Raw genomic sequence first — 19,497 nt, 5'->3', positions numbered from 1 at the left:
CAAGTGAGGAGGAATACTGCACATGATTAATAGCAGCATAAGTGCTGAAACTATAGAATCAGCCATAAGCTGGCTTGCAGGATTCACAGAAAAACCAGGAGAACAAGGAGTTACTCGACCTCTTTACACAAAATCTTGGAAACAGGCTCTTTTTGCTCTTCGTCAACGATTTGAAAAACTCGGTATGACTGTAGAATTCGACCAAGTTGGAAACCTAATTGCAACTGTTGAAGGATGCGAAAAGCCAGAAAGCATAATAGCTTGTGGATCGCATATTGACACAGTTTCAAGAGGGGGTCGTTTCGACGGTCAACTTGGAATAGTTGCAGCCTATTTAGCAATTAAGAATTTACTTACTAGATATGGAAAGCCAAAGAAAAGTCTTCGCATTATCTGCTTGGCAGAAGAGGAAGGCTCACGTTTCCCATACGTATTCTGGGGTTCAAAGAATTTCTTCGGACTAGCCAAAAAAGAGGACGTAGAAAATATTTGCGACAGTGAAGGTGTTCCCTTCGAAACAGCAATGCGTGAAGCTGGGTTCAATTATCAAACAACTCAACCTAAGTTCGCAAATCTTGAAGCCTGGATTGAGCTACACATTGAGCAGGGACCAACGCTTTACAGCAATCACGAAGATTTAGGTATTATCACTAGCATTGCCGGTCAGCACCGTTGGGATATTCATCTTAAAGGCGTACAAAATCACGCTGGCACAACAATGATGTCCTACAGGCACGATGCAGTAGATTGCATGTCTCATATAATCGCCAAGAATCTTGACAAAGCTAAGCAAGCAGGCGACCCACTGGTACTTACTTTCGGTAGAATCAGCGTAGTTCCAAATCAAGTAAATATTGTTCCTGGAGAAGTTACTTTTTCAATGAACTGCCGTCATACAGATAAAGCTTTTCTTGATAAATTCTTGCAGGAACTCGACGAAGATATTCACGAAACTGCCAAGTCTTATGGCATTACAGCGCAGATTGATAAGTGGATGTCTGATGATCCTACACCACTTAGCGACGATATTATTAATCTTTTGAAAGATCAAGCTAATAAGCAAGGTTATGCGTACAGAGTCATGCATTCAGGCGCTGGTCAAGATACGCAAATTTTTGCTCCGTTTGTAAAATCCGGAATGATTTTTGTTCCTTCAAAAGATGGTATTAGTCACGCTCCAGAAGAGTACACAGATCCACAAGACGCTGTTCACGGAGTCAAGCTTTTACGAGATGCTCTGCATAGTTTGGCTTATGAGGACTAACTAAAACCAAACGAAAACCAAAAAGAAATAGAAATTTAGGAAGGACACAAAAGGCATATACGATGCCAACTTCACTGCTTAATTAATCGCAGCGAAGAAAAGTGAATATCGAATGAGAGTACAACGCTTATTCACGAATAAGAGGCTGATACGAAGGGGCGCACCACCACGGGTACGATATCCTTTCGTATCTTTTTTATTTTTGAGCAAAGTTGCGATTATTACTTTCAAAAAACTCAAAATACAAAACTCAAAACTCAAAACACAAAAAAGAATCAAATTTACAAACAAGAAAAGTAAGGAGGTGCGCATGCAAATTAGTAAACTGCTAAAAGATGAGCCAGTAGATAGTAAAAACTTGGAATGTTACCGCGAGCGCGGCTACACTAACGAAGATTTACTGCCAAAGCCGCAAGAAAAACGCACAATGAGCGCTCTTAATTTTTGCACTTTGTGGATGCAGTCTGTACACAATATTCCTAATTATGCTGCAGTTGGCGCGTTCCTTTTAATGGGATACTCTCCAATTTACGTAATGATTGGTATCATGCTTGGCGCAATTCTTACAGCAATTGTCATGGTTGCTAACGGTGTTGTAGGTTCCAAATACGGCATACCGTTTTCTATGCATTTGCGCGCAACGTACGGAAAAGCAGGCGCTCAACTACCAGGATTCCTCAGGGGAGTAGTTGCTGCAATATGCTGGTATGGAATTCAAACATATATAGGTGCGAAAGCTTTAGAGATTCTAGTTGGCAAAATTTGCCCTGAGTTTCTTACTTTTGGAAACAAAATACCATTTGTTGGTTCGCACATACCTATTATTATTTCCTTCGCAATATTTTGGTTGCTTAATTTGGCGATTGGTTTAGGCGGAGGAAAGACTCTTAATAAGCTAACTGTAGTATTAAGCCCACTTATTTACGTTGTTTTTGGTTGCATGAGCGTATGGGCTATTAGCTGTGCTGGTGGTTTATCTGCAATCATGCAATATCATGCTACTGTTCAAGCACCAACTAATTACTGTCTTGGGCTTTTCATGATGATGGTTGTAAATTCTGTACTAGGCGTATGGGCTGCTCCTGCCGTTTCTATTGCTGATTTTACGCAAAACGCAAAGTCAACTATGGCTCAACTAAAAGGTCAAATTGCTAGCTTCTTGCTAAGTTACGCGCTTTTTGCTTTTACAAGCGTAGTTATTTTAGTGGGCGGATCGCTTTTTTACCATGAAACTATTACAGATGTTCTTGTTATCATAAACAAGTGGGATAATCTTCCTGCAATTGCAATAGCTACTGGGTTGCTTCTACTTACTACAGTTTGCACAAATGCTACTGGCAATATTGTTCCTGCAGCATACCAGCTAACTGCTTTAGCTCCGCGATTTGTAAATTATAAGCGTGGCGTAGTTATTGCAGCTCTTGTAAGCACTGTGTTAATGCCGTGGAAGTTTATGGCTAATATTACAGGCTTCTTGAATCTTATTGGTATGCTTTTAGGCCCTATTGCAGGTGTTCTACTTGCCGACTATTACGTAGTAAAGCACACGCATATTGATCTTGATCAAATTTATTACGATACAAATAGCTCGTCAAAATCTGCTTATTCTGGAACTAACTGGATATCTTATACTTCTACGATACTTGGGCTTTTATTTGCTCTTTCCGGGCAGATAATTCCTCTACTTTCACCACTTACTCAAATCTCATGGATTGTGGGATGCGCTGTAGGATTCGTGTGTCAAATATTACTATCAAAAGTTTTTCAGCCAACAATGGCTAAAGAAAGGAAATAATATGAACTACGATGTAGTAATCACAAACGGTTTGGTTGTATTCGATAATGAAGCAACTAAAGCCGATATAGCAATTAAAGACGGCAAGTTTGCTGCTTTTGGAAGCAACTTTACAGCCGATAAAACTATTGACGCAACTGATTTAATAGTTGTTCCTGGAAAAGTTGATTCTCACGTTCATATTAACGCTCCAGGCGGCGGCGTTCGCGACGATTGGGAAGGTTTTGTAACAGCAACTTCTGCCGGCGCAAAAGGCGGTATTACTACAATGCTGCAAATGCCTTGCAATCAAATTCCTGCAACTACTGATGGAAAGTCATTTGAAGCAGTGCTTAAAGAAGCCGATGGAAAGCTCAAGGTTGATGTTGGTCAAACTGGTGGCTTGGAACCACAAAACCTCAATGGCGGAATATGCGAGCAAGATAAGCAGGGTGTCGTTAATTACAAAGCATTCCTCGGCACTACTGGCGACAAGGACTTGCAAGTTGATTTGTATAATTGCGACGATTATTCCCTCTACACCGGTATGCAGCAGATTGCAAAAACCGGCAAAATTTTGATTATGCATTGCGAAAACGCTCCTATCACAGATCAGCTTGGAAAGAAAGCTCATCAAATGGGAGCTAGAAAACTTTCTGAGTTCGTAGCAACCAGACCTGTTTTCACTGAAGTTGAAGCGATTGAACGCGCTTGTCTTTTTGCTAAAGAAACTGGATGCAGAATTCATATTGTTCATGTTTCTTCACCAGAAGGTGCTCAAGCTGTTGCTGACGCTCGTAAGAATGGCGTTGACGTAAGCTGCGAAACTTGCAACCATTACCTGTATTTCGATACTTCTGAGCTTGACGAGATTGGAAATATCGCTAAGTGCACTCCGCCAATTCGTGACAAGGAAAACCAGAATGGCTTGTGGGAAAAGGTTTTTGATGGTTCTATTAACTTCATTGTTTCCGACCATTCGCCAGCTCCTTTGAGTTTGAAGCAAACTGATGATGCTTTCACGGCTTGGGGTGGTATTGGTAGCGTTCAAAACGATGTTGACGTGTTCTTTGATGAAGCTGTGCAAAAGCGCGGAATGTCATTAACTCAATTTGTGGCATTGAATTCTAGCAATTCTGCAAAACGCTTCGATTTGAAAGGAAAAGGCAGCATACGTTTGGGTTATGACGCAGATCTTGCATTCATTAAACCAAATGCTCCTTATGTTCTTAAAGCTGAGGATCTTGAGTATCGCAACAAGTTCAGCCCGTACGTTGGTCGCACTATTGGCTGCCAGGTGGTAAGAACTTTGCTTCGCGGCGAAGAAATTTACAGCAAAGAAAACGGCGTTTGCGAAGACTTTAAGGGCAAGTTTATTCTTCATCCAGCTAAGGCTTAGGTAGAATATTAAACGTAATATTCAAAAACTTAAAGCATATTCTACAGAAAGGAGGTAAGTGTGCTGAAACTTAATCACGATACTGTGGATTATGTTGAGAACGAGAATTTACTTGAACTACTTAAGCGCGAAGGCTACGACAGTACTTTTGTTGCAATAGAAGTTGATGGTGAATTAGTAAAACGCAAAGATTTTGAAACTTTCATAGTTAAAGATAACGCAAAAATTGAAGTATTTAGCATTATGGGAGGAGGATGAATGGAAAGTGAAGATATTCGCGCAAAAGTTCTTAAGCGTCAGCTAAAGGAAGATAATGATTTGTTTGCTCAACAATCAGTTTCAATACTTGGCTGCGGCGGTTTAGGATCAAATATTGCGTTGATGCTTGCGCGAGCCGGCGTAAAAAAGTTGTACATTTACGATTTTGACAGTATCGAGTATTCGAATTTAAACCGTCAAAATTATACGATTAACGAAATTGGACAACACAAAGTACATGCTACTAAAGCGCGACTTAATGAAACTTTGCCGTACGTTGAAGTAGAAGCTTTTGTGCAAAAAGTTACGCCGGAATCGTTAGATGAGATTGCTGATCGCTCCGACTTATTTATTGAAGCATTCGACAATCGCGAATCGAAAGCAATGGTTCTTGACTATTTCATGAATCATCCTAACAAATATGTTATTACTGCTTCTGGCTTATCTGGACTAGGAGATATTAGGAACGTAAAAATTAAGCATCTTTCAAACGTGTGCTTAGTAGGTGATTTTAAGTCTTCTCCTGAAGAAGGCTTGTATTTGCCTTATGTTTCGATTATCGCGAGTTTAGAAGCGTTAGAAGCGTTGAAATGGATAAAAAATGGAGGAAATTATGGAGAATGAAGATTATTTAGAATTGGGCGGTAAGAAGTTTACTTCTCGATACATTTTGGGTTCTGGAAAGTATTCTGAGGAACTTATTGATGCCGCAGTAAACAGTGCTAAAGCTGAAATGATTACTGTAGCAATTCGCTATAGCGAGAAAGCTGCAGGAATTTTAAAGCATATTCCAGAAGGCGTTACCATTTTGCCTAATACTAGCGGATGCGTAACTGTAGAGGAAGCAGTTAACACTGCTCATATTGCTCGCGAAATGGGTTGCGGAAACTTCATCAAGCTTGAGATTATTCCTGATCGCAAGTATTTGTTGCCAAACAATGAAGCTACTTTGCAAGCAACAAAGATTTTGGCTGACGAAGGTTTTACTGTTCTTCCTTACATGTATCCTGACCTTTATTTTGCTAAGGCAATGCGCGACGCTGGTGCTGCAGCAATTATGCCTCTCGGCTCTTTGATTGGCTCTAACAAGGGTCTTGAAACTAAGAAGTTCATTCAACTTATTATCGACGAAATCGATCTTCCTGTTATTGTCGATGCCGGCATTGGCGTTCCAAGCCAGGCTGCTGAAGCAATGGAAATGGGTGCTGCAGCTGTAATGGCAAATACTGGCGTTGCTACTGCAAACGATATCGTACTTATGGCTAAAGCTTTCAAGCTTGGTATTGAGGCAGGCCGCGCAGCTTATCTTGCTGGCCCTGGTCGAGTGCTTGAAAAGGGTGCAACACCATCTTCTCCAAAGCGCGATGACGAAAACAAGTAAGCAAACAAATAAAATAAGTTTTCAACTTAAAACACTAAAAATCTGAAACAAGTAAGCCTTACAAGTGCATCCAGTACTTGTAAGGCTTGCGACATACCTAATTTGCACTTTTTATGAAAATGATATAAGGTATTCACTTGTTTGCGGACATAGCTTAGTTGGTAAAGCGCAACCTTGCCAAGGTTGAGACCGCGGGTTCGAGTCCCGTTGTCCGCTCCATTTGAAAATAAAATATCCACAATTCTGCAACATTCACACATCGAACATGCGTTTCCTATATACTACTTATATACTGAACTATGATGTGACGAGTGCAGTCAGCGCATAAGATTAAATGCTGAATGCTTACGAACGCAACTTGCATTATGTCAACGACTTGAAAGAATGGGGATTATGGCTGAAGACGTGCAATCTACCGAGCAGACACACTCTAAAGAAGATCGTATGTCAATCATGTCAGACGCTATTGATTCCTTATGGCAACAAGGCGAAATTACTTCCATTCCTACTTTTTCTAAGCACCGTATTTTTCGTGATTTTCCAGGACTTCCAGCAAATACCCAACTAGCTTGGTTTAAAATCCCTGGGAAACTATTTGGAATTGCGCTAGGTTTATGCAAAGATGATGGAAAGCATTTTCGTCAACTTGCAATCGCAGACAAAGATGGGAGAGTTTACACAGGGGATAAAGTAACTCCTGTAGAAGCAATTGAGCGCATACCACAGTTGTCATTTATTGAGCAAGGGTCTTTTAATCTATATAACAAAACTAGATTCTATGGATCTAAGCAAATACAAGCATCACATAACTTTACAAAACAACTACAAAGCGTATTTAAAAATTTACGAAAAAAGAAAGTAAATAAGAATACTTCAAGCTCATACGCAAAACAAAACATTAACAATAAGCCTTTTGTCTATGGCGATGTTGTTATGCAAGTTTCTTTAGATGATGGCTTGCATCAAGTTGCTTCATGGATTTGCTTAAACAATGGAAAGCATAAAAAATATACTATCGAAGGCACACGCGTATCGTTGAGTGACGATTTTAGATGCAATCTTTCATATGAAGACGCTATTGCTACAGTATTTTTTGCGACTTTTTTTGTGCCAGATTTACACCAATCATTAGTTGGTTTTGGATATTTTCACGTATTACACCGCTTGCATACAGAAGCTCCTCTTGGCGCAATAAGAAGAAGCGTTTCCGATATTAAAACTGCGCGCAAAGAAGGTTTTAGAGTTTCCGGTTTGGAAGAATACTACGAACGCGTCATGCGCGACGTTGGAGCATTAGAGCAAACTCACAGTCTAGAAGCAGTTCATGCAGCGGAAAGATTACACTTACAACCTGCACAGAAAACTTCAGCACATTACTTGATTTGGGATGATTCATTAGAGCCTTCTGCAGCTTTGAAAGTGTTGCGCATTGAAGGTGCATTAAACAGACTACAAGCAATTTATCAATGCATTCAAGCAAACGCATCGCAAGGTGGTAAAAGTTTAGAAGATAATATTACTTGCGAGCGCATTTGTGCTATCGATAACTCATTTATTGAAGATCCAGCTTTTATTGCTAGCGAAGATCTAGGAATGCAAAGTTTCGGAGATCCTACGCAAGATGACTGCATTCGCCCATTAATGCATTTATGGCGCAAAGCTCGCAAGTGCCAACAGTCTGCATCGTATTTAAAACAGACTGAAGCAGGAGAGTGGTTGTATCGCCAATCTTTAGCTGAACTTATTCGTAGCTTGTATTTACCGTTCCGTTTTGATGCAGATTTTCGCTCTAATTTAGGAGATGGGAAAGTTGCATTAGCTTTTACAGCAACAGGATCATCACTAATGCCAAGAAGTATCTACGATACTAATAAAAATAAGTGGCATGAGTATAGCGATAGCGAAAAGTCCAATATTTCAGTAAATTACAATTTGAGAATTGGAATTATGCTTGCAACTCTCGCTTTTGGTATTAGCGATAAAATACAGCAAGTTTCTATTAGACTTGACTCTATAGGTTTAGAAGAAATGGTTGCTGCACAAGATAGCGCTATTAGCAATCTACTAAATCGTACGCTAAGAGCACTAAATAGAATTGATAACAATAGTACGCACGAAAAAGGTGAGCCAAAAGATGGAGACATTCATGGCGACCCTTCTAAGTTGCAAGATTTGCAACACCTACCGTTTGCTGATGTTGTAGAAGCTGCGCAATCATTAGTAGATGAGCATAGTGATGATTTAACAAGCGCGATGGAAGTCGGAAACAATGAAAACAACGCAAATAGCACAAATAACACAAATCCTTTAGCAGCATTTAGCGAACCGCCAGAAGTGCGAACTTTAATAACCGTTACTTTCGAACGTGACAATTTCGTAAAACATATTCGCTCGCACGGATTACAAAATCCTATAGAATTCTACAAAAAATCTAACGCGCGTATAAGCTTAAACGAAAATTGCAAGCTTAACACTGTAGAACCATCATTCGATTTGCATGACACTTGCTTCTCGCCTAACGGTGCACAGGAAGAGCCAGAATTTTCAGACACACTATTTAACGAAGAACAAGAAGAAATACTCGGAACAGCACATGCTAAAGGTCTTTCTATACAACGAGAAGACTTGCTACAGCAAGCAGTCGCCGATTTTCATCATATTGCTTCACAACCATTGCTAACAACAGCTGAAAAAGCTCGTGAAGCAATGAATATCATCGAACAAATTGGCGACCCCGAGCTTAACAACCAAGCAGATATAGTAACTCGTTCACTTATTGACGAAACTACAATACCGGAACTTCATTTCAAAGCATCTCAAAATATAAGAGATATGCGCATACACGCCCAAGAACAACTCATAGAGGGCGACATTAAACAAGCATTAGAATCTTATGAGAACAATATTGCAAAATTTGACACCATGTTCGCAATAGATAATGCTGTGCCACGTTACTTTAATTCATATGCAGAACGAGTAGTGTACAACCGCTTATTCGCAACACCAGACGAGCAAACACTACTTATTCCAGACGGATTATTCTACGCCCACATGGAATTAGCAGATTTGCTCTCACAACTACATCAATATGATGCGGCGTTAAAACATTTAAACACAATGGTTTCATACGCTCCAACATACGCATTATCGCATTTGCGACTTGCAGCAGCGTTATCGCAACAAGAAGATTGGACGTCAACAGTAGCAGCATGTCTAAACGCACTTCGAGTAGCATTAGACAAAGACGACGCAGCATTCGCATACTATAGATTAGCTTATGCAGCTTGGATGCAAGACAAGTTCACTCTGGCAGCAAGCGCTTACCGAATGGCAGACTATTTAGCTCCAGGAAGAATAGAACCGCTACAAATGGAACTAGAAGAGTTATTATCACGAATGCGCTCGCAGTGTTATAAAGCTCCTACTAGTATGGATGATGTTAGACATTGCTTTATGAGTGACGATATTCCTGTCTGGCCTAATATTGAAGCGAATCATATTATTGGAAAAGCTGCAAAGCTAACTGTTGACGATGGAATGTTTGTAATTGCAAGAACTTTGTGTGTAGCGCATATTCGAATGTCACTGAATGACGATTGTGAAGGTGCAGTACAATCACAGTTCTTACGTTCATTAAATGCGTAACTGGTAAGTGACATAATCTATATAAAGCAACAGCTGATTTGAAGGGGGTTTCATGAGTATGGCTCACGATGATATCGAGTCAAAAAACGTACAATGGACTCTTTTTGACGATTTTGACGAGCAAAATGAGACTCATGAAAATACGCAAAAAACAGATACATGGATTGCTCAACTTCAACCAACAGACACTGATGCGTTGGCTCTTGGAAACTTGCAGCCAGCGACGCTTACTATAGAGCAAGCTGCGAAACTTTGGGCAAAATTGGCAGCTTGGGCACAATCTGATCAAATTGCTTATTACGTAGAAGATTCTCCGACTAGTTCAGACGCAGCATATGATGCAAGAATGCGAGCGCTAAGTGCTTTAGAAGCTGCCTTCCCAACTTTAGATACTCCTCAATCCCCAACACATCGCGTAGGTGGAACTTTTTCTAACGATTTTACTTCTGTAAAGCATCCGTCTCGAATGATGAGTTTGGATGATGTATTTTCAATTGAAGAATTACACGATTGGTATAACAGCGTAATTCGCGATTTACAATGGGATGAGTCTAAACCTCTTCCTATGACTTGCGAAGTAAAAATTGATGGTCTTGCTTTAAATCTTATTTATCGCAACGGTACTCTTGAACAAGGTCTTACTAGAGGCGATGGCGTAACTGGCGAAGATATTACATTAAACGTAAGAACGATTGAAGCAATACCAACACAGCTTCATTCTGACAATCCTGACGATATTCCTGAGTTCGTGGAAATTCGTGGCGAAGTTTTTATGAAATGGGAAGACTTCAGAAAATTAAATGATGAACAAGAAAATGCTGGACGAGTTGCTTTTGCAAACCCTCGTAACGCTGCAGCCGGCTCTTTGCGCCAAAAAGATCCACGAATTACAGCCACGCGTCGATTAAGCTTTTTTGCACACGGACTAGGTGAGCTTCGTTGGAAAGAAAATACAAGCCATAACAATAGTGAAACAAAATTTAATCAGTCTGACGCATATAAGTTCTATCAACAGTGGGGAATACCTGTTTCTCCGTACACAAGAAAAGTCACAAATTTTTCTGAAATAGAAGAAATGATTGACTATTACGGAGAGCATAGAGCAAATATTTTGCACGCTTTAGACGGCATAGTTGTAAAAGTTGATGACAGAGCATTACAGCATCAACTAGGAGCTACTTCTAGAGCTCCACGATGGGCTATTGCGTACAAGTATCCTCCTGAAGAAGTTAATACTTATTTGAAGGATATTATTGTCCAGGTTGGAAGAACTGGAAGAGTAACTCCTGTAGCTGTTCTTGAACCTGTTACTGTAGCAGGATCGACAATTTCTCGCACAACTCTTCATAATGCTTACGAAGTTGAACATAAAGGTGTGCTAATTGGCGATACTGTAGTAGTACGTAAAGCTGGGGATGTTATTCCGGAATTAGTCGGACCGGTACTTAAAGCTAGGGAAGGGCGAGAAAATGAACTTAGAAAGTTTGTTATGCCAGAATACTGCCCATCTTGTGGAACTAAGCTAGCTCCTGCAAAAGAGGGAGATAAAGACATTCGTTGCCCAAATGTAGAAAACTGCCCAGCTCAACTTACAGAACGAATAATTCACTTGGCTTCCAGACAAGCTTTTGATATTGAAAATTTGGGCGATAACGCTGCGCTAGCTCTTACAAATCCTGAGGATTGCAGACCTACAACTGCAGAAGTTTACTGCCCAGATATGGATAAAATTATAATTCAGCGAGGCACAACTCAACAACCATATATACCGTCACCAGATTTAACGCTACCTGAACCACAAACTCCAGTACTTAGAAATGAAGCTGGATTATTTAGTATTACTGCCGACGATTTGCAAAATGTAATGGTTTGGAAAGAAATTCCTCTTGTTGAAGAGTGGAAAGAAGTTAGTAAAGACGGTAGCTTTAAAAAGCATACACGCAAAATAGGCGGATCTGGTCTTTGGCATCAAGTTAGAGCATTTTGGACTCGCACAATCGAAGCAAAGTTATCTACAAATTACGAAGCAGCAGAAACTTCCGAAAAAACTACTTCACCAAACGAACAATGGGATCCTCAATATCCTAAATTCCAAGTTCCAATTGACGCTAAAGTAGTACTTTGGAAAAATAAGCGCATTACTAGAAATGCTAAAACTAGCGGAAACGATAAAGAAACAATAAATGTGCCATGGTATACAAGACCTTCTGAAACTACTCGTAGTATGCTTGAAGAAATAGCTCAAAAAGGCAAGAATGCAGCACTGTGGCGAGTTTTGGTTGCTTTATCTATTCGTAGACTAGGTCCACCAACTGCACGTCTTATAGCGGCAAATTTTGGATCTTTAGATAATATTTCCAAAGCATCTATTGAAGAACTTACACAAATTGATGGAGTTGGTCCTGAAATTGCGCAAGCAGTATACAACTGGTTCCAACAAGCTAATGACCCTGCTAATTGGCAATTTGAAGTATTAAAATCGTGGCAAGAAGCAGGTGTAGTAGGGAAAGTTGAAGCATCGTCTTTCGCTCAAACATTAGTAGGTAAAACAATAGTTGTTACAGGATCTTTGCAAGGATTTACAAGAGACAGCGCAAAAGAAGCTATAGTCTCAAGAGGAGGCAAAGCATCAGGATCAGTAAGCAAGAACACATATTGCGTTATTCTAGGCGAAAATGCAGGATCCAAGGCAACTAAAGCGCAGGAACTTGGCATTCCTATGCTTAACGAACAACAGTTTAATACTCTTTTAAAAACTGGGAACTTAGAAGAAATACTACAAATTGCAAATAATACTGTTCCAAATCTCATTGCTGAGGAATCATAACGCATGAATACAAGTGAACTCGAAAAACAAGTTTACGATTTGCTGGGTAGCGTTATTGATCCAGAATTAGGTCGCTCTGTTACCGAATTAAATATGGTAACCGGAGTGCATGTGATAAAAAAAGCTGAAACCATTGATGCAACAAAGTTTGCTTATGATGTAGAGATAAATCTTGAACTTACTGTGCCAAATTGCCCTCTTGCAGAAGTAATTACAGGACGAGTTCAAGAAGCTATATCTAAATATCCTCAAGCAATACTCATACCGCACGTCAACGCTACTGCAATGAGTAAAACTAAATTAGAAAAGTTGGTTGCAGATTTAAAAGCTGAACGCAAAGAAAATCCATTTAATAAAGCTGGCACTCGCACGAGAATTTTTGCTATAGCTTCTGGGAAAGGCGGAGTTGGAAAATCCTCTATAACTGCTAATTTAGCTGCAACTTTTGCAGCATTAGGTTACGATACTGCAGCTATTGATGCCGATATTTACGGCTTTTCTTTACCGCGAATGTTTGGAGTTAATTCTCAACCAACAAATTTAAACGGAATGCTTATGCCTGTAGTTGCTTGGGGAGTAAAGCTTATTTCTATTGGAATGTTTGCTGGAACTGATCGTGCTATTTTGTGGAGAGGACCACGATTACAACGTTCTTTAGAACAGTTTCTTTCAGATGTTTGGTGGGGCAACCCTGATGTTTTACTTCTTGATTTAGCTCCAGGCACAGGAGATATGGCATTAGCTGTAGCGCAATCCTTACCAAACGTAGAGCTTGTTGTAGTAACAACTCCACAACCTAGTGCATCAGATGTAGCAGTTAGGTCAGGTCTTATGGCTTTGCAAATTCCTGTAAAAGTTCGCGGAGTTGTTGAGAACATGAGCTGGTTTGAAAATAACGGCGAGCGCTTAGAATTATTTGGTTCAGGAGGAGGAAAGAGAGTAAGCGAACAGCTTTGTAACGCTCTTGACACTAATGTGCCTCTTTTAGCTCAACTTCCTTTAGATCCTGCGCTTAGAGAAACTGGTGAAGCAGGGCGACCTGCTGTTTTAACCGAAGATGGAAAATTGGCAGATTCTAATTTAGCTAATACTTTTATTCATTTAGCTAAATCTTTAATAAAAAACTCTTAAAGCAAATAAAGCTTAAAAATACAACCGAAAAAATAAGTATGGGGTTGCTTAAAATCAAGCGACCCCATACTTTTAGTTAGTTATAAAACTAATTATTTAACAGCGTTCAACCACTGCTCTTTAGTAGCCTTTTCAGCTTCCAACTTAGCTTTACGCTTATTATCGGTTTCCTTAGCAATAGCAGCGTTAAGCTCTTCTAGTTGTGCTTCCAACTGTAAAGCAAAACTGGACTTACGAGCGTTAGCTTCAGGATCAGCCTCACGCCAAGCAGCGTCTTCAACAGCCTTAATCTTTTTATCAACGTCGTTTAAGCGAGACTCAATACGACGCATATCTTCACGAGGAACGAAACCAATAGCATCCCATTCTTCCTGAATCTGAGACAAAGCCTTACGAGCCTTCTTAGCAGCCTCTTCATTTTCTACTGGCAACAAAGCCTCTGCTTTTACAAGCAAAGCTTCCTTCTTAGCAAGATTTTCGTGTTCTCCAGCATTAACCTTTTCACGGTCATTTTGACGAGCATGATAGAAAGCATCAGCAGCTTCGCGGAACTTAGCCCACAAAGCATCATCGTGCTGGCGACCAGCATTGCCAGCTTTCTTCCAACGATCCATTAAAGCATTGAACTTCATAGAAGTTTCACGCCAATCTTTTGAATCTTTTAAGCTTTCAGCTTCTGCAATAATAGCTTCCTTAAGCTGCTTAGCAGTATTACGCACATGCTCACGTTCTTTAACCCAAGAATTGCGAGCCTGAGAGAACGCAGAACGAGCCTTTGAAAAACGCTGCCACAAAGCATCGGCATCAGACTTATTCAAGTGAATAGTAGTACGCTGGTGCTCCTGCCATTCGTCAAATAAAGCACGTAGCTTATCGTTTAATTCACGCCAGTTAGTAGATTCATTCATTTGCGCTACTAACGATTCTGCACGTTCTACAATATTTGTACGTTCTTTCAAAGCTTTTTCTAGAGCTTCTTTTCGAGCTTTAGAGATTGCTTCCTTCTTTTCATTACCTTTTGCAGCTAATTCGGCGTGTCGCGCACGTAAAGCAGCAATATCGCCTACGGCAGCAGGATTTTCCAATTCAGCTTTCAAAGTATTAAGCGTTTCGTCAATTTCTTTTGCTTTTACATTGGAAGCTTCTAAGCGCTTAGCAAAAAGATCAAGCTTAATCTTCAAATCAAGATAACGATGAATATAGAAAGTCAACGCTTCTTCAGGAGTACCAGTGGAGTATTGACCAACCTCACGCTCAGCACCGTTTTCAGTAACGTAAACAGTGCCATTTTCATCAACTCGGCCAAAGGTTTTTGCGGCTTTAATATCCTCTTCACTATAAGAAATGGTTGGTGCTTGAGCAACAACACGAGTCTTATGCGCGAAGCTTGCTGGAGATGGAGCAACTGGCTTTGGCGCGGTAGTAGTTTTAGTAGTTTCTTCAGGTTTAGTCTGTTCGGTCACGGGACGACTCCTTACAGCAGATGCACGGTAACATTGTTACGAATAAGTATGACGGTAAGCCATGATTTTTCCGCAACACCACCTATTATAGTGGACATGGTACAAGGCTCATCAATATCGGGTTTCCCTGAATGGCTTCCTAGTGAACGCGCTGTTGAACAGCAAGTAATTGATACACTAAGAGAAGTGTTTGAACTCAACGGTTTTATTGGAATTGAAACGCGTGCAGTAGAACAGGGTTCAAGCTTATTAAAAAAAGGCGAAACCAGTAAAGAAATTTATTTATTATCGCGTTTACAAGAAGTTGGTCACGAATCCGACACTCCTGTAGAAGAACGCATTGGTTTACATTTCGATTTAACAGTTCCACTCAGCCGTTACGTAGTTGAGCATACTGGTGATTTGACGTTCCCATTTAAACGCTGGCAAATGCAAAAAGTTTGGCGAGGGGAGCGTCCACAAGAAGGTCGTTTCCGTGAGTTTGTACAAGCTGATATCGATGTCGTAGGAAATGGCGAATTGCCTTCACACTACGAAGTTGAACTTCCACTTGTTATGGTTGAAGCTCTTGAGCGTTTACGTAAGTTCGGTCTTCCTAAGGCAACTGTTCATGCTAACAATCGAAAGCTTTCGGAAGGTTTTTATCGCGGTATTGGATTAAGCGATATCGAGGGAGTTCTTCGAGAAATCGATAAGCTAGACAAAATTGGCGCTGAAGAAGTTGCTAAGCTTTTGGTAAAAGAGTGCGGCGCTACGGCTTCTCAGGCTGATGCATGCTTAGAATTAGCTGAACTTACTGCCGAAACAGGAGATGAGTTGAAGTCTCGTTTCAACGAATTATGCGATAAGCATAATATTTCTCGAAGCGATGATAACGAATCTTACGTTTTAGCTTCTCAAGGTGTTGAAACTCTTGCGATGATTGTAGACGAAGCAGCACGTATCCGCCCAGGCGCTGTTGTTGCTGATTTGAAGATTGCTCGTGGACTTGACTACTATACTGGTTCTGTTTACGAAACTTTCCTTGACAACGCAGAATCTCTTGGTTCAATTTGCTCTGGCGGTCGTTACGATAATTTAGTTTCACAAGGCAAGAAGAAGTATCCAGGCGTAGGACTTTCAATCGGCATGTCTCGACTGCTTTCTTATATGCTTCACACTGCAGGTGCTACTGTTTCTCGAGTTTCTCCTGCTGCAGTACTTGTTGCAGTTTGGAATGAGGAGGATCGTCCTGCATGCAATGCTATTGCTAAAACTTTACGAGATCGAGGCATTGCAGCAGATGTTTCTCCTAGCGCAGCAAAGCTTGGTAAGCAGATAAAATATGCTGACAAGCTCGGCATTCCTTATGTGTGGTTCCCTGCTGATAGCACTGAATCAGAGTCATCTCACGATGAAGTAAAAAATATTATTACTGGCGAACAGGAAACCGCGGATGCCACGTCTTGGCAACCGGATACTGTTTATGCCCGGCAGACAGTTTCTTGCGCTAAATAATGTTCTTGCAAATTTGCTTGAATATTGTGCGCAAAATCATGTCAATAGAAACAAATGAATATATCAATTAGATTGTAGAGGAAGTGGACTTATGAGCCAGACGGCGTATCGCACACATCATGCCGTTGAAGTGACTGAAGAATTAGTCGGGCAAAAAGTAACCATCGCTGGTTGGGTTGATCGTCGCCGTGATCATGGTGGAGTTGCCTTTGTCGATGTCCGTGATAACACAGGCTTAGTGCAAGTTGTTATTTACGATGAAGAAACTGCACGACCATTGCGTAGTGAATTCGTTGTACAAGTTACCGGCGAAGTTCGCTTGCGTCCAGATGGCAACGAAAACGACCATTTAGCAACCGGTAAAATTGAGATTGTTGCTCAAACTGTTACTATTCTCGCAAAGTCAGATGCTTTGCCATTCCAGGTTTCAACAGCTTTGGAAAACGAATCCGAAAACAAGCTCCCAAGCGAAGATGTTCGTTTGAAGTATCGCTATCTTGATTTGCGTCGCCCATCTATGCAACGCAATTTGAAGCTTCGCTCTGATATGGCTAAGGCTGCTCGTCACGCTTTGGAAGATATGAACTTTACTGAAGTTGAAACACCAACTTTCATTAAGTCAACTCCTGAAGGCGCTCGCGACTTCGTTGTTCCAGCACGCTTGGTTCCAGGCTCTTGGTACGCACTTCCACAGTCTCCTCAGCTTCTAAAGCAGTTGCTCATGGTTTCTGGCGTCGAGCGTTACTATCAGCTTGCTCGCTGCTATCGCGACGAAGACTTCCGTGCAGATCGTCAGCCTGAGTTCACTCAGCTTGATATGGAAATGAGCTTTGCAAGCCAGGAAGATGTTATGGCTATGGCAGAGCGCGTTATTGCTGCTATTTGGAAGGAAGCCGGTCACGAAATTACTCTTCCTTTGCCTCGTATTACTTGGCAGGAAGCAATGGATAAGTATGGTTCCGATAAGCCAGATTTGCGTTTTGGAAACCCACTTGTTGAATTAACTGACTTCTTTAAGAACACTCCATTCCGCGTGTTCCAGGCTTCATACGTTGGCGCTGTGCTATTTAAGGGTGGCGCGCAAACTCCTCGTCGTCAATTTGACGCTTGGCAGGATTGGGCTAAGCAGCGTGGAGCTAAGGGATTGGCTTACGTTGTATTTGGTGAAGATGGCGAGTTAAAGGGTCCTGTTGCTAAGAATCTTAGCGAAGAAGAGCGCGCAGGTCTTAAGGAAGCCGTTGGAGCAGAAGATGGAGATGCAGTATTCTTCGCAGCAGGTTCCCGCGAGTCTTCGCAGCTTTTGCTCGGCGCTGTTCGTGTAGAGCTTGCTAGCCGCGCAGGATTGCTTCACCCAGATGAGTTTGCTTTCACTTGGGTTGTTGACTTCCCACTGTTCAAGCGCACTGATGATCCAGATGATGACGACGTTGCTGTTGGCCACTCAAAGTGGACTTCTATGCACCATCCATTCACAATGCCATCCGCTGATTGGATCGATAAGTTTGATAAAGATCCAGAGCACGCTATGAGCGATTCTTACGATATCGTGTGCAACGGTAACGAAATGGGCGGCGGATCCGTTCGTATTCACCGCGACGATATTCAAGATCGTGTGCTTAACGTTCTTGGAATCGATAAAGCTGAAGCTGACGAAAAGTTCGGCTTCTTGCTTGAAGCTTTCAAGTATGGTGCTCCACCTCACGCTGGTATTGCTTTGGGTTGGGATCGTACTGCTGCAATTTTGGCAGGCGCAAGCTCAATCCGCGACGTAATCGCATTCCCTAAGGCTGGCGGCGGTAGGGATCCTCTAACCGGCGCTCCTGCTCCAATTTCTGACGAGCAGCGTGCTGAAACTGGCGTCGATTACGATCCAGAAGAAGACGAGTAAATAAAAATACTTGTAAAAAATATTATTTATAAGCCGTTGATTGTTATTTTATGATTACAATCAACGGCTTTTTGTAACGTAAGAGTTACAAAACGTAACGATAGTGATAAATAACCGTAACACAGATTGGCTAAACTTCTTGTTATGGATAAGCAAATATCAAAGTCAAATCCAAACGCCGAGGATATGACTAATAGCACTATTTCAGTGCGAAAAGCGGCAAATCCCCTCGTAGAACTAAGCCATGTCGAAAAGCATTATGGAAAACTTCATGTGCTTAAAGATATCAATCTTACTGTTAACAAAGGCGAAGTACTAGTTATTATCGGTCCATCTGGTTCTGGTAAATCAACAATGTGTCGCACAATTAATCGTCTCGAAACTATCGATTCAGGTGACATACGTATTGATGGTGAGCCACTTCCTCAAGAAGGAAAAGAACTTGCAGCTTTGCGAGCAGAAGTTGGAATGGTATTCCAGTCCTTTAATCTTTTTGCAAACAAAACGATTCTTGAAAACGTCACTCTTGCACCAATGAAAGTTCGTCACATGGATCAGCAAAGCGCTGAAACTCTTGCCATGGAATTACTTACTAGAGTAGGCGTAGATAATCAGGCTAACAAAATGCCTTCACAACTTTCCGGCGGCCAGCAGCAGCGCGTAGCAATCGCTCGAGCTCTTGCTATGCAGCCAAAAGTTATGCTTTTTGACGAACCAACTTCCGCACTCGATCCAGAAATGGTTAACGAAGTACTGGATGTTATGGTTGAGCTTGCAAAAGAAGGCATGACAATGATTTGTGTTACGCACGAAATGGGCTTTGCTCGTAAAGCTGCTGACAGAATTGTGTTTATGGCCGATGGTCAAATCCTCGAACAGGGTACTCCAGAAGAATTCTTCGAGCATCCAAAAACTGATCGAGCAAAAGATTTCCTTTCCAAGATTCTTACGCATTAATCTGCTTTTTGTT

General features: G+C 41.1%; 13 protein-coding genes and 1 tRNA gene. 13 read left to right on the top strand and 1 reads right to left on the bottom strand.

The window, feature by feature from the left end; all coding sequences use genetic code 11:
* The first annotated feature begins 22 nt into the window (after window positions 1–22).
* The 10 genes from HXT34_RS02680 (at window position 23) to HXT34_RS02635 (ending at window position 13,679) form a co-directional block, all read left to right on the top strand.
* On the top strand, window positions 23–1,264 hold the full coding sequence (locus HXT34_RS02680) for a hydantoinase/carbamoylase family amidase (RefSeq protein WP_004108971.1): 1,242 nt from the start codon (window positions 23–25) through the stop codon (window positions 1,262–1,264).
* Between the two features lie 310 nt (window positions 1,265–1,574).
* On the top strand, window positions 1,575–3,059 hold the full coding sequence (allW, locus tag HXT34_RS02675) for an allantoin permease (RefSeq protein ID WP_421785360.1): 1,485 nt from the start codon (window positions 1,575–1,577) through the stop codon (window positions 3,057–3,059).
* A gap of 1 nt (window position 3,060) precedes the next feature.
* On the top strand, window positions 3,061–4,437 hold the full coding sequence (gene allB / locus HXT34_RS02670; protein ID WP_415685196.1) for an allantoinase AllB: 1,377 nt from the start codon (window positions 3,061–3,063) through the stop codon (window positions 4,435–4,437).
* Between the two features lie 60 nt (window positions 4,438–4,497).
* Window positions 4,498–4,695 carry a sulfur carrier protein ThiS gene (gene thiS, locus HXT34_RS02665; RefSeq protein ID WP_004106666.1) on the top strand — a complete coding sequence of 66 codons (198 nt, stop codon included), beginning with the start codon at window positions 4,498–4,500 and terminating at the stop codon, window positions 4,693–4,695.
* Complete coding sequence (thiF, locus tag HXT34_RS02660) at window positions 4,696–5,319, top strand: sulfur carrier protein ThiS adenylyltransferase ThiF (protein WP_415682984.1); 624 nt, start codon at window positions 4,696–4,698, stop codon at window positions 5,317–5,319. It abuts the gene before it with no gap.
* Window positions 5,309–6,076: a thiazole synthase gene (locus HXT34_RS02655; protein ID WP_116773727.1), complete on the top strand. Its 768-nt coding sequence runs from the start codon at window positions 5,309–5,311 to the stop codon at window positions 6,074–6,076. Before thiF ends, HXT34_RS02655 begins: the two co-directional genes overlap by 11 nt.
* A 143-nt stretch (window positions 6,077–6,219) precedes the next feature.
* Window positions 6,220–6,295: transfer RNA gene (locus HXT34_RS02650), tRNA-Gly, on the top strand.
* A 174-nt stretch (window positions 6,296–6,469) separates the two neighbouring features.
* On the top strand, window positions 6,470–9,721 hold the full coding sequence (locus HXT34_RS02645) for a tetratricopeptide repeat protein (RefSeq protein ID WP_421785357.1): 3,252 nt from the start codon (window positions 6,470–6,472) through the stop codon (window positions 9,719–9,721).
* Window positions 9,722–9,779: 58 nt separating this feature from the next.
* Complete coding sequence (gene ligA / locus HXT34_RS02640) at window positions 9,780–12,548, top strand: NAD-dependent DNA ligase LigA (protein WP_421785355.1); 2,769 nt, start codon at window positions 9,780–9,782, stop codon at window positions 12,546–12,548.
* A gap of 3 nt (window positions 12,549–12,551) precedes the next feature.
* Window positions 12,552–13,679 (top strand): Mrp/NBP35 family ATP-binding protein, encoded by a 1,128-nt coding sequence (locus HXT34_RS02635; protein ID WP_004108951.1) that lies wholly within the window; start codon window positions 12,552–12,554, stop codon window positions 13,677–13,679.
* A 92-nt stretch (window positions 13,680–13,771) separates the two neighbouring features.
* On the opposite strand, the gene HXT34_RS02630 is transcribed toward HXT34_RS02635, so the two are convergent.
* On the bottom strand, window positions 13,772–15,142 hold the full coding sequence (locus tag HXT34_RS02630) for a DUF349 domain-containing protein (RefSeq protein WP_064621586.1): 1,371 nt from the start codon (window positions 15,140–15,142) through the stop codon (window positions 13,772–13,774).
* A gap of 96 nt (window positions 15,143–15,238) precedes the next feature.
* Here HXT34_RS02630 and hisS point away from each other — a divergent pair, with 96 nt between their 5' ends.
* From hisS to HXT34_RS02615, 3 genes are all read left to right on the top strand, one after another.
* Complete coding sequence (gene hisS / locus HXT34_RS02625; protein WP_421785430.1) at window positions 15,239–16,639, top strand: histidine--tRNA ligase; 1,401 nt, start codon at window positions 15,239–15,241, stop codon at window positions 16,637–16,639.
* 91 nt (window positions 16,640–16,730) lie between these two features.
* Window positions 16,731–18,527 carry an aspartate--tRNA ligase gene (aspS, locus tag HXT34_RS02620; RefSeq protein WP_415682981.1) on the top strand — a complete coding sequence of 599 codons (1,797 nt, stop codon included), beginning with the start codon at window positions 16,731–16,733 and terminating at the stop codon, window positions 18,525–18,527.
* Between the two features lie 144 nt (window positions 18,528–18,671).
* Window positions 18,672–19,484 carry an amino acid ABC transporter ATP-binding protein gene (locus HXT34_RS02615; RefSeq protein ID WP_415687235.1) on the top strand — a complete coding sequence of 271 codons (813 nt, stop codon included), beginning with the start codon at window positions 18,672–18,674 and terminating at the stop codon, window positions 19,482–19,484.
* Window positions 19,485–19,497: the final 13 nt, after the last annotated feature.

Source organism: Gardnerella sp. DNF00983 (assembly GCF_049244265.1).
GTDB classification, from domain to species: domain Bacteria; phylum Actinomycetota; class Actinomycetes; order Actinomycetales; family Bifidobacteriaceae; genus Bifidobacterium; species Bifidobacterium vaginale_J.
The sequence above is the reverse complement of the archived record's forward strand: the minus strand, read 5'-3'. Positions and strand labels throughout refer to the sequence as shown.

Coding starts and splice junctions, on each gene's coding strand:
- allW (WP_421785360.1), top strand. CDS start 1,575: ATGCAAATTAGTAAACTGCTAAAAGATGAGCCAGTAGATAGTAAAAAC.
- ligA (WP_421785355.1), top strand. CDS start 9,780: ATGGCTCACGATGATATCGAGTCAAAAAACGTACAATGGACTCTTTTT.
- HXT34_RS02615 (WP_415687235.1), top strand. CDS start 18,672: ATGGATAAGCAAATATCAAAGTCAAATCCAAACGCCGAGGATATGACT.
- HXT34_RS02680 (WP_004108971.1), top strand. CDS start 23: ATGATTAATAGCAGCATAAGTGCTGAAACTATAGAATCAGCCATAAGC.
- hisS (WP_421785430.1), top strand. CDS start 15,239: ATGGTACAAGGCTCATCAATATCGGGTTTCCCTGAATGGCTTCCTAGT.
- thiF (WP_415682984.1), top strand. CDS start 4,696: ATGGAAAGTGAAGATATTCGCGCAAAAGTTCTTAAGCGTCAGCTAAAG.
- HXT34_RS02655 (WP_116773727.1), top strand. CDS start 5,309: ATGGAGAATGAAGATTATTTAGAATTGGGCGGTAAGAAGTTTACTTCT.
- HXT34_RS02645 (WP_421785357.1), top strand. CDS start 6,470: ATGGCTGAAGACGTGCAATCTACCGAGCAGACACACTCTAAAGAAGAT.
- allB (WP_415685196.1), top strand. CDS start 3,061: ATGAACTACGATGTAGTAATCACAAACGGTTTGGTTGTATTCGATAAT.
- HXT34_RS02635 (WP_004108951.1), top strand. CDS start 12,552: ATGAATACAAGTGAACTCGAAAAACAAGTTTACGATTTGCTGGGTAGC.
- aspS (WP_415682981.1), top strand. CDS start 16,731: ATGAGCCAGACGGCGTATCGCACACATCATGCCGTTGAAGTGACTGAA.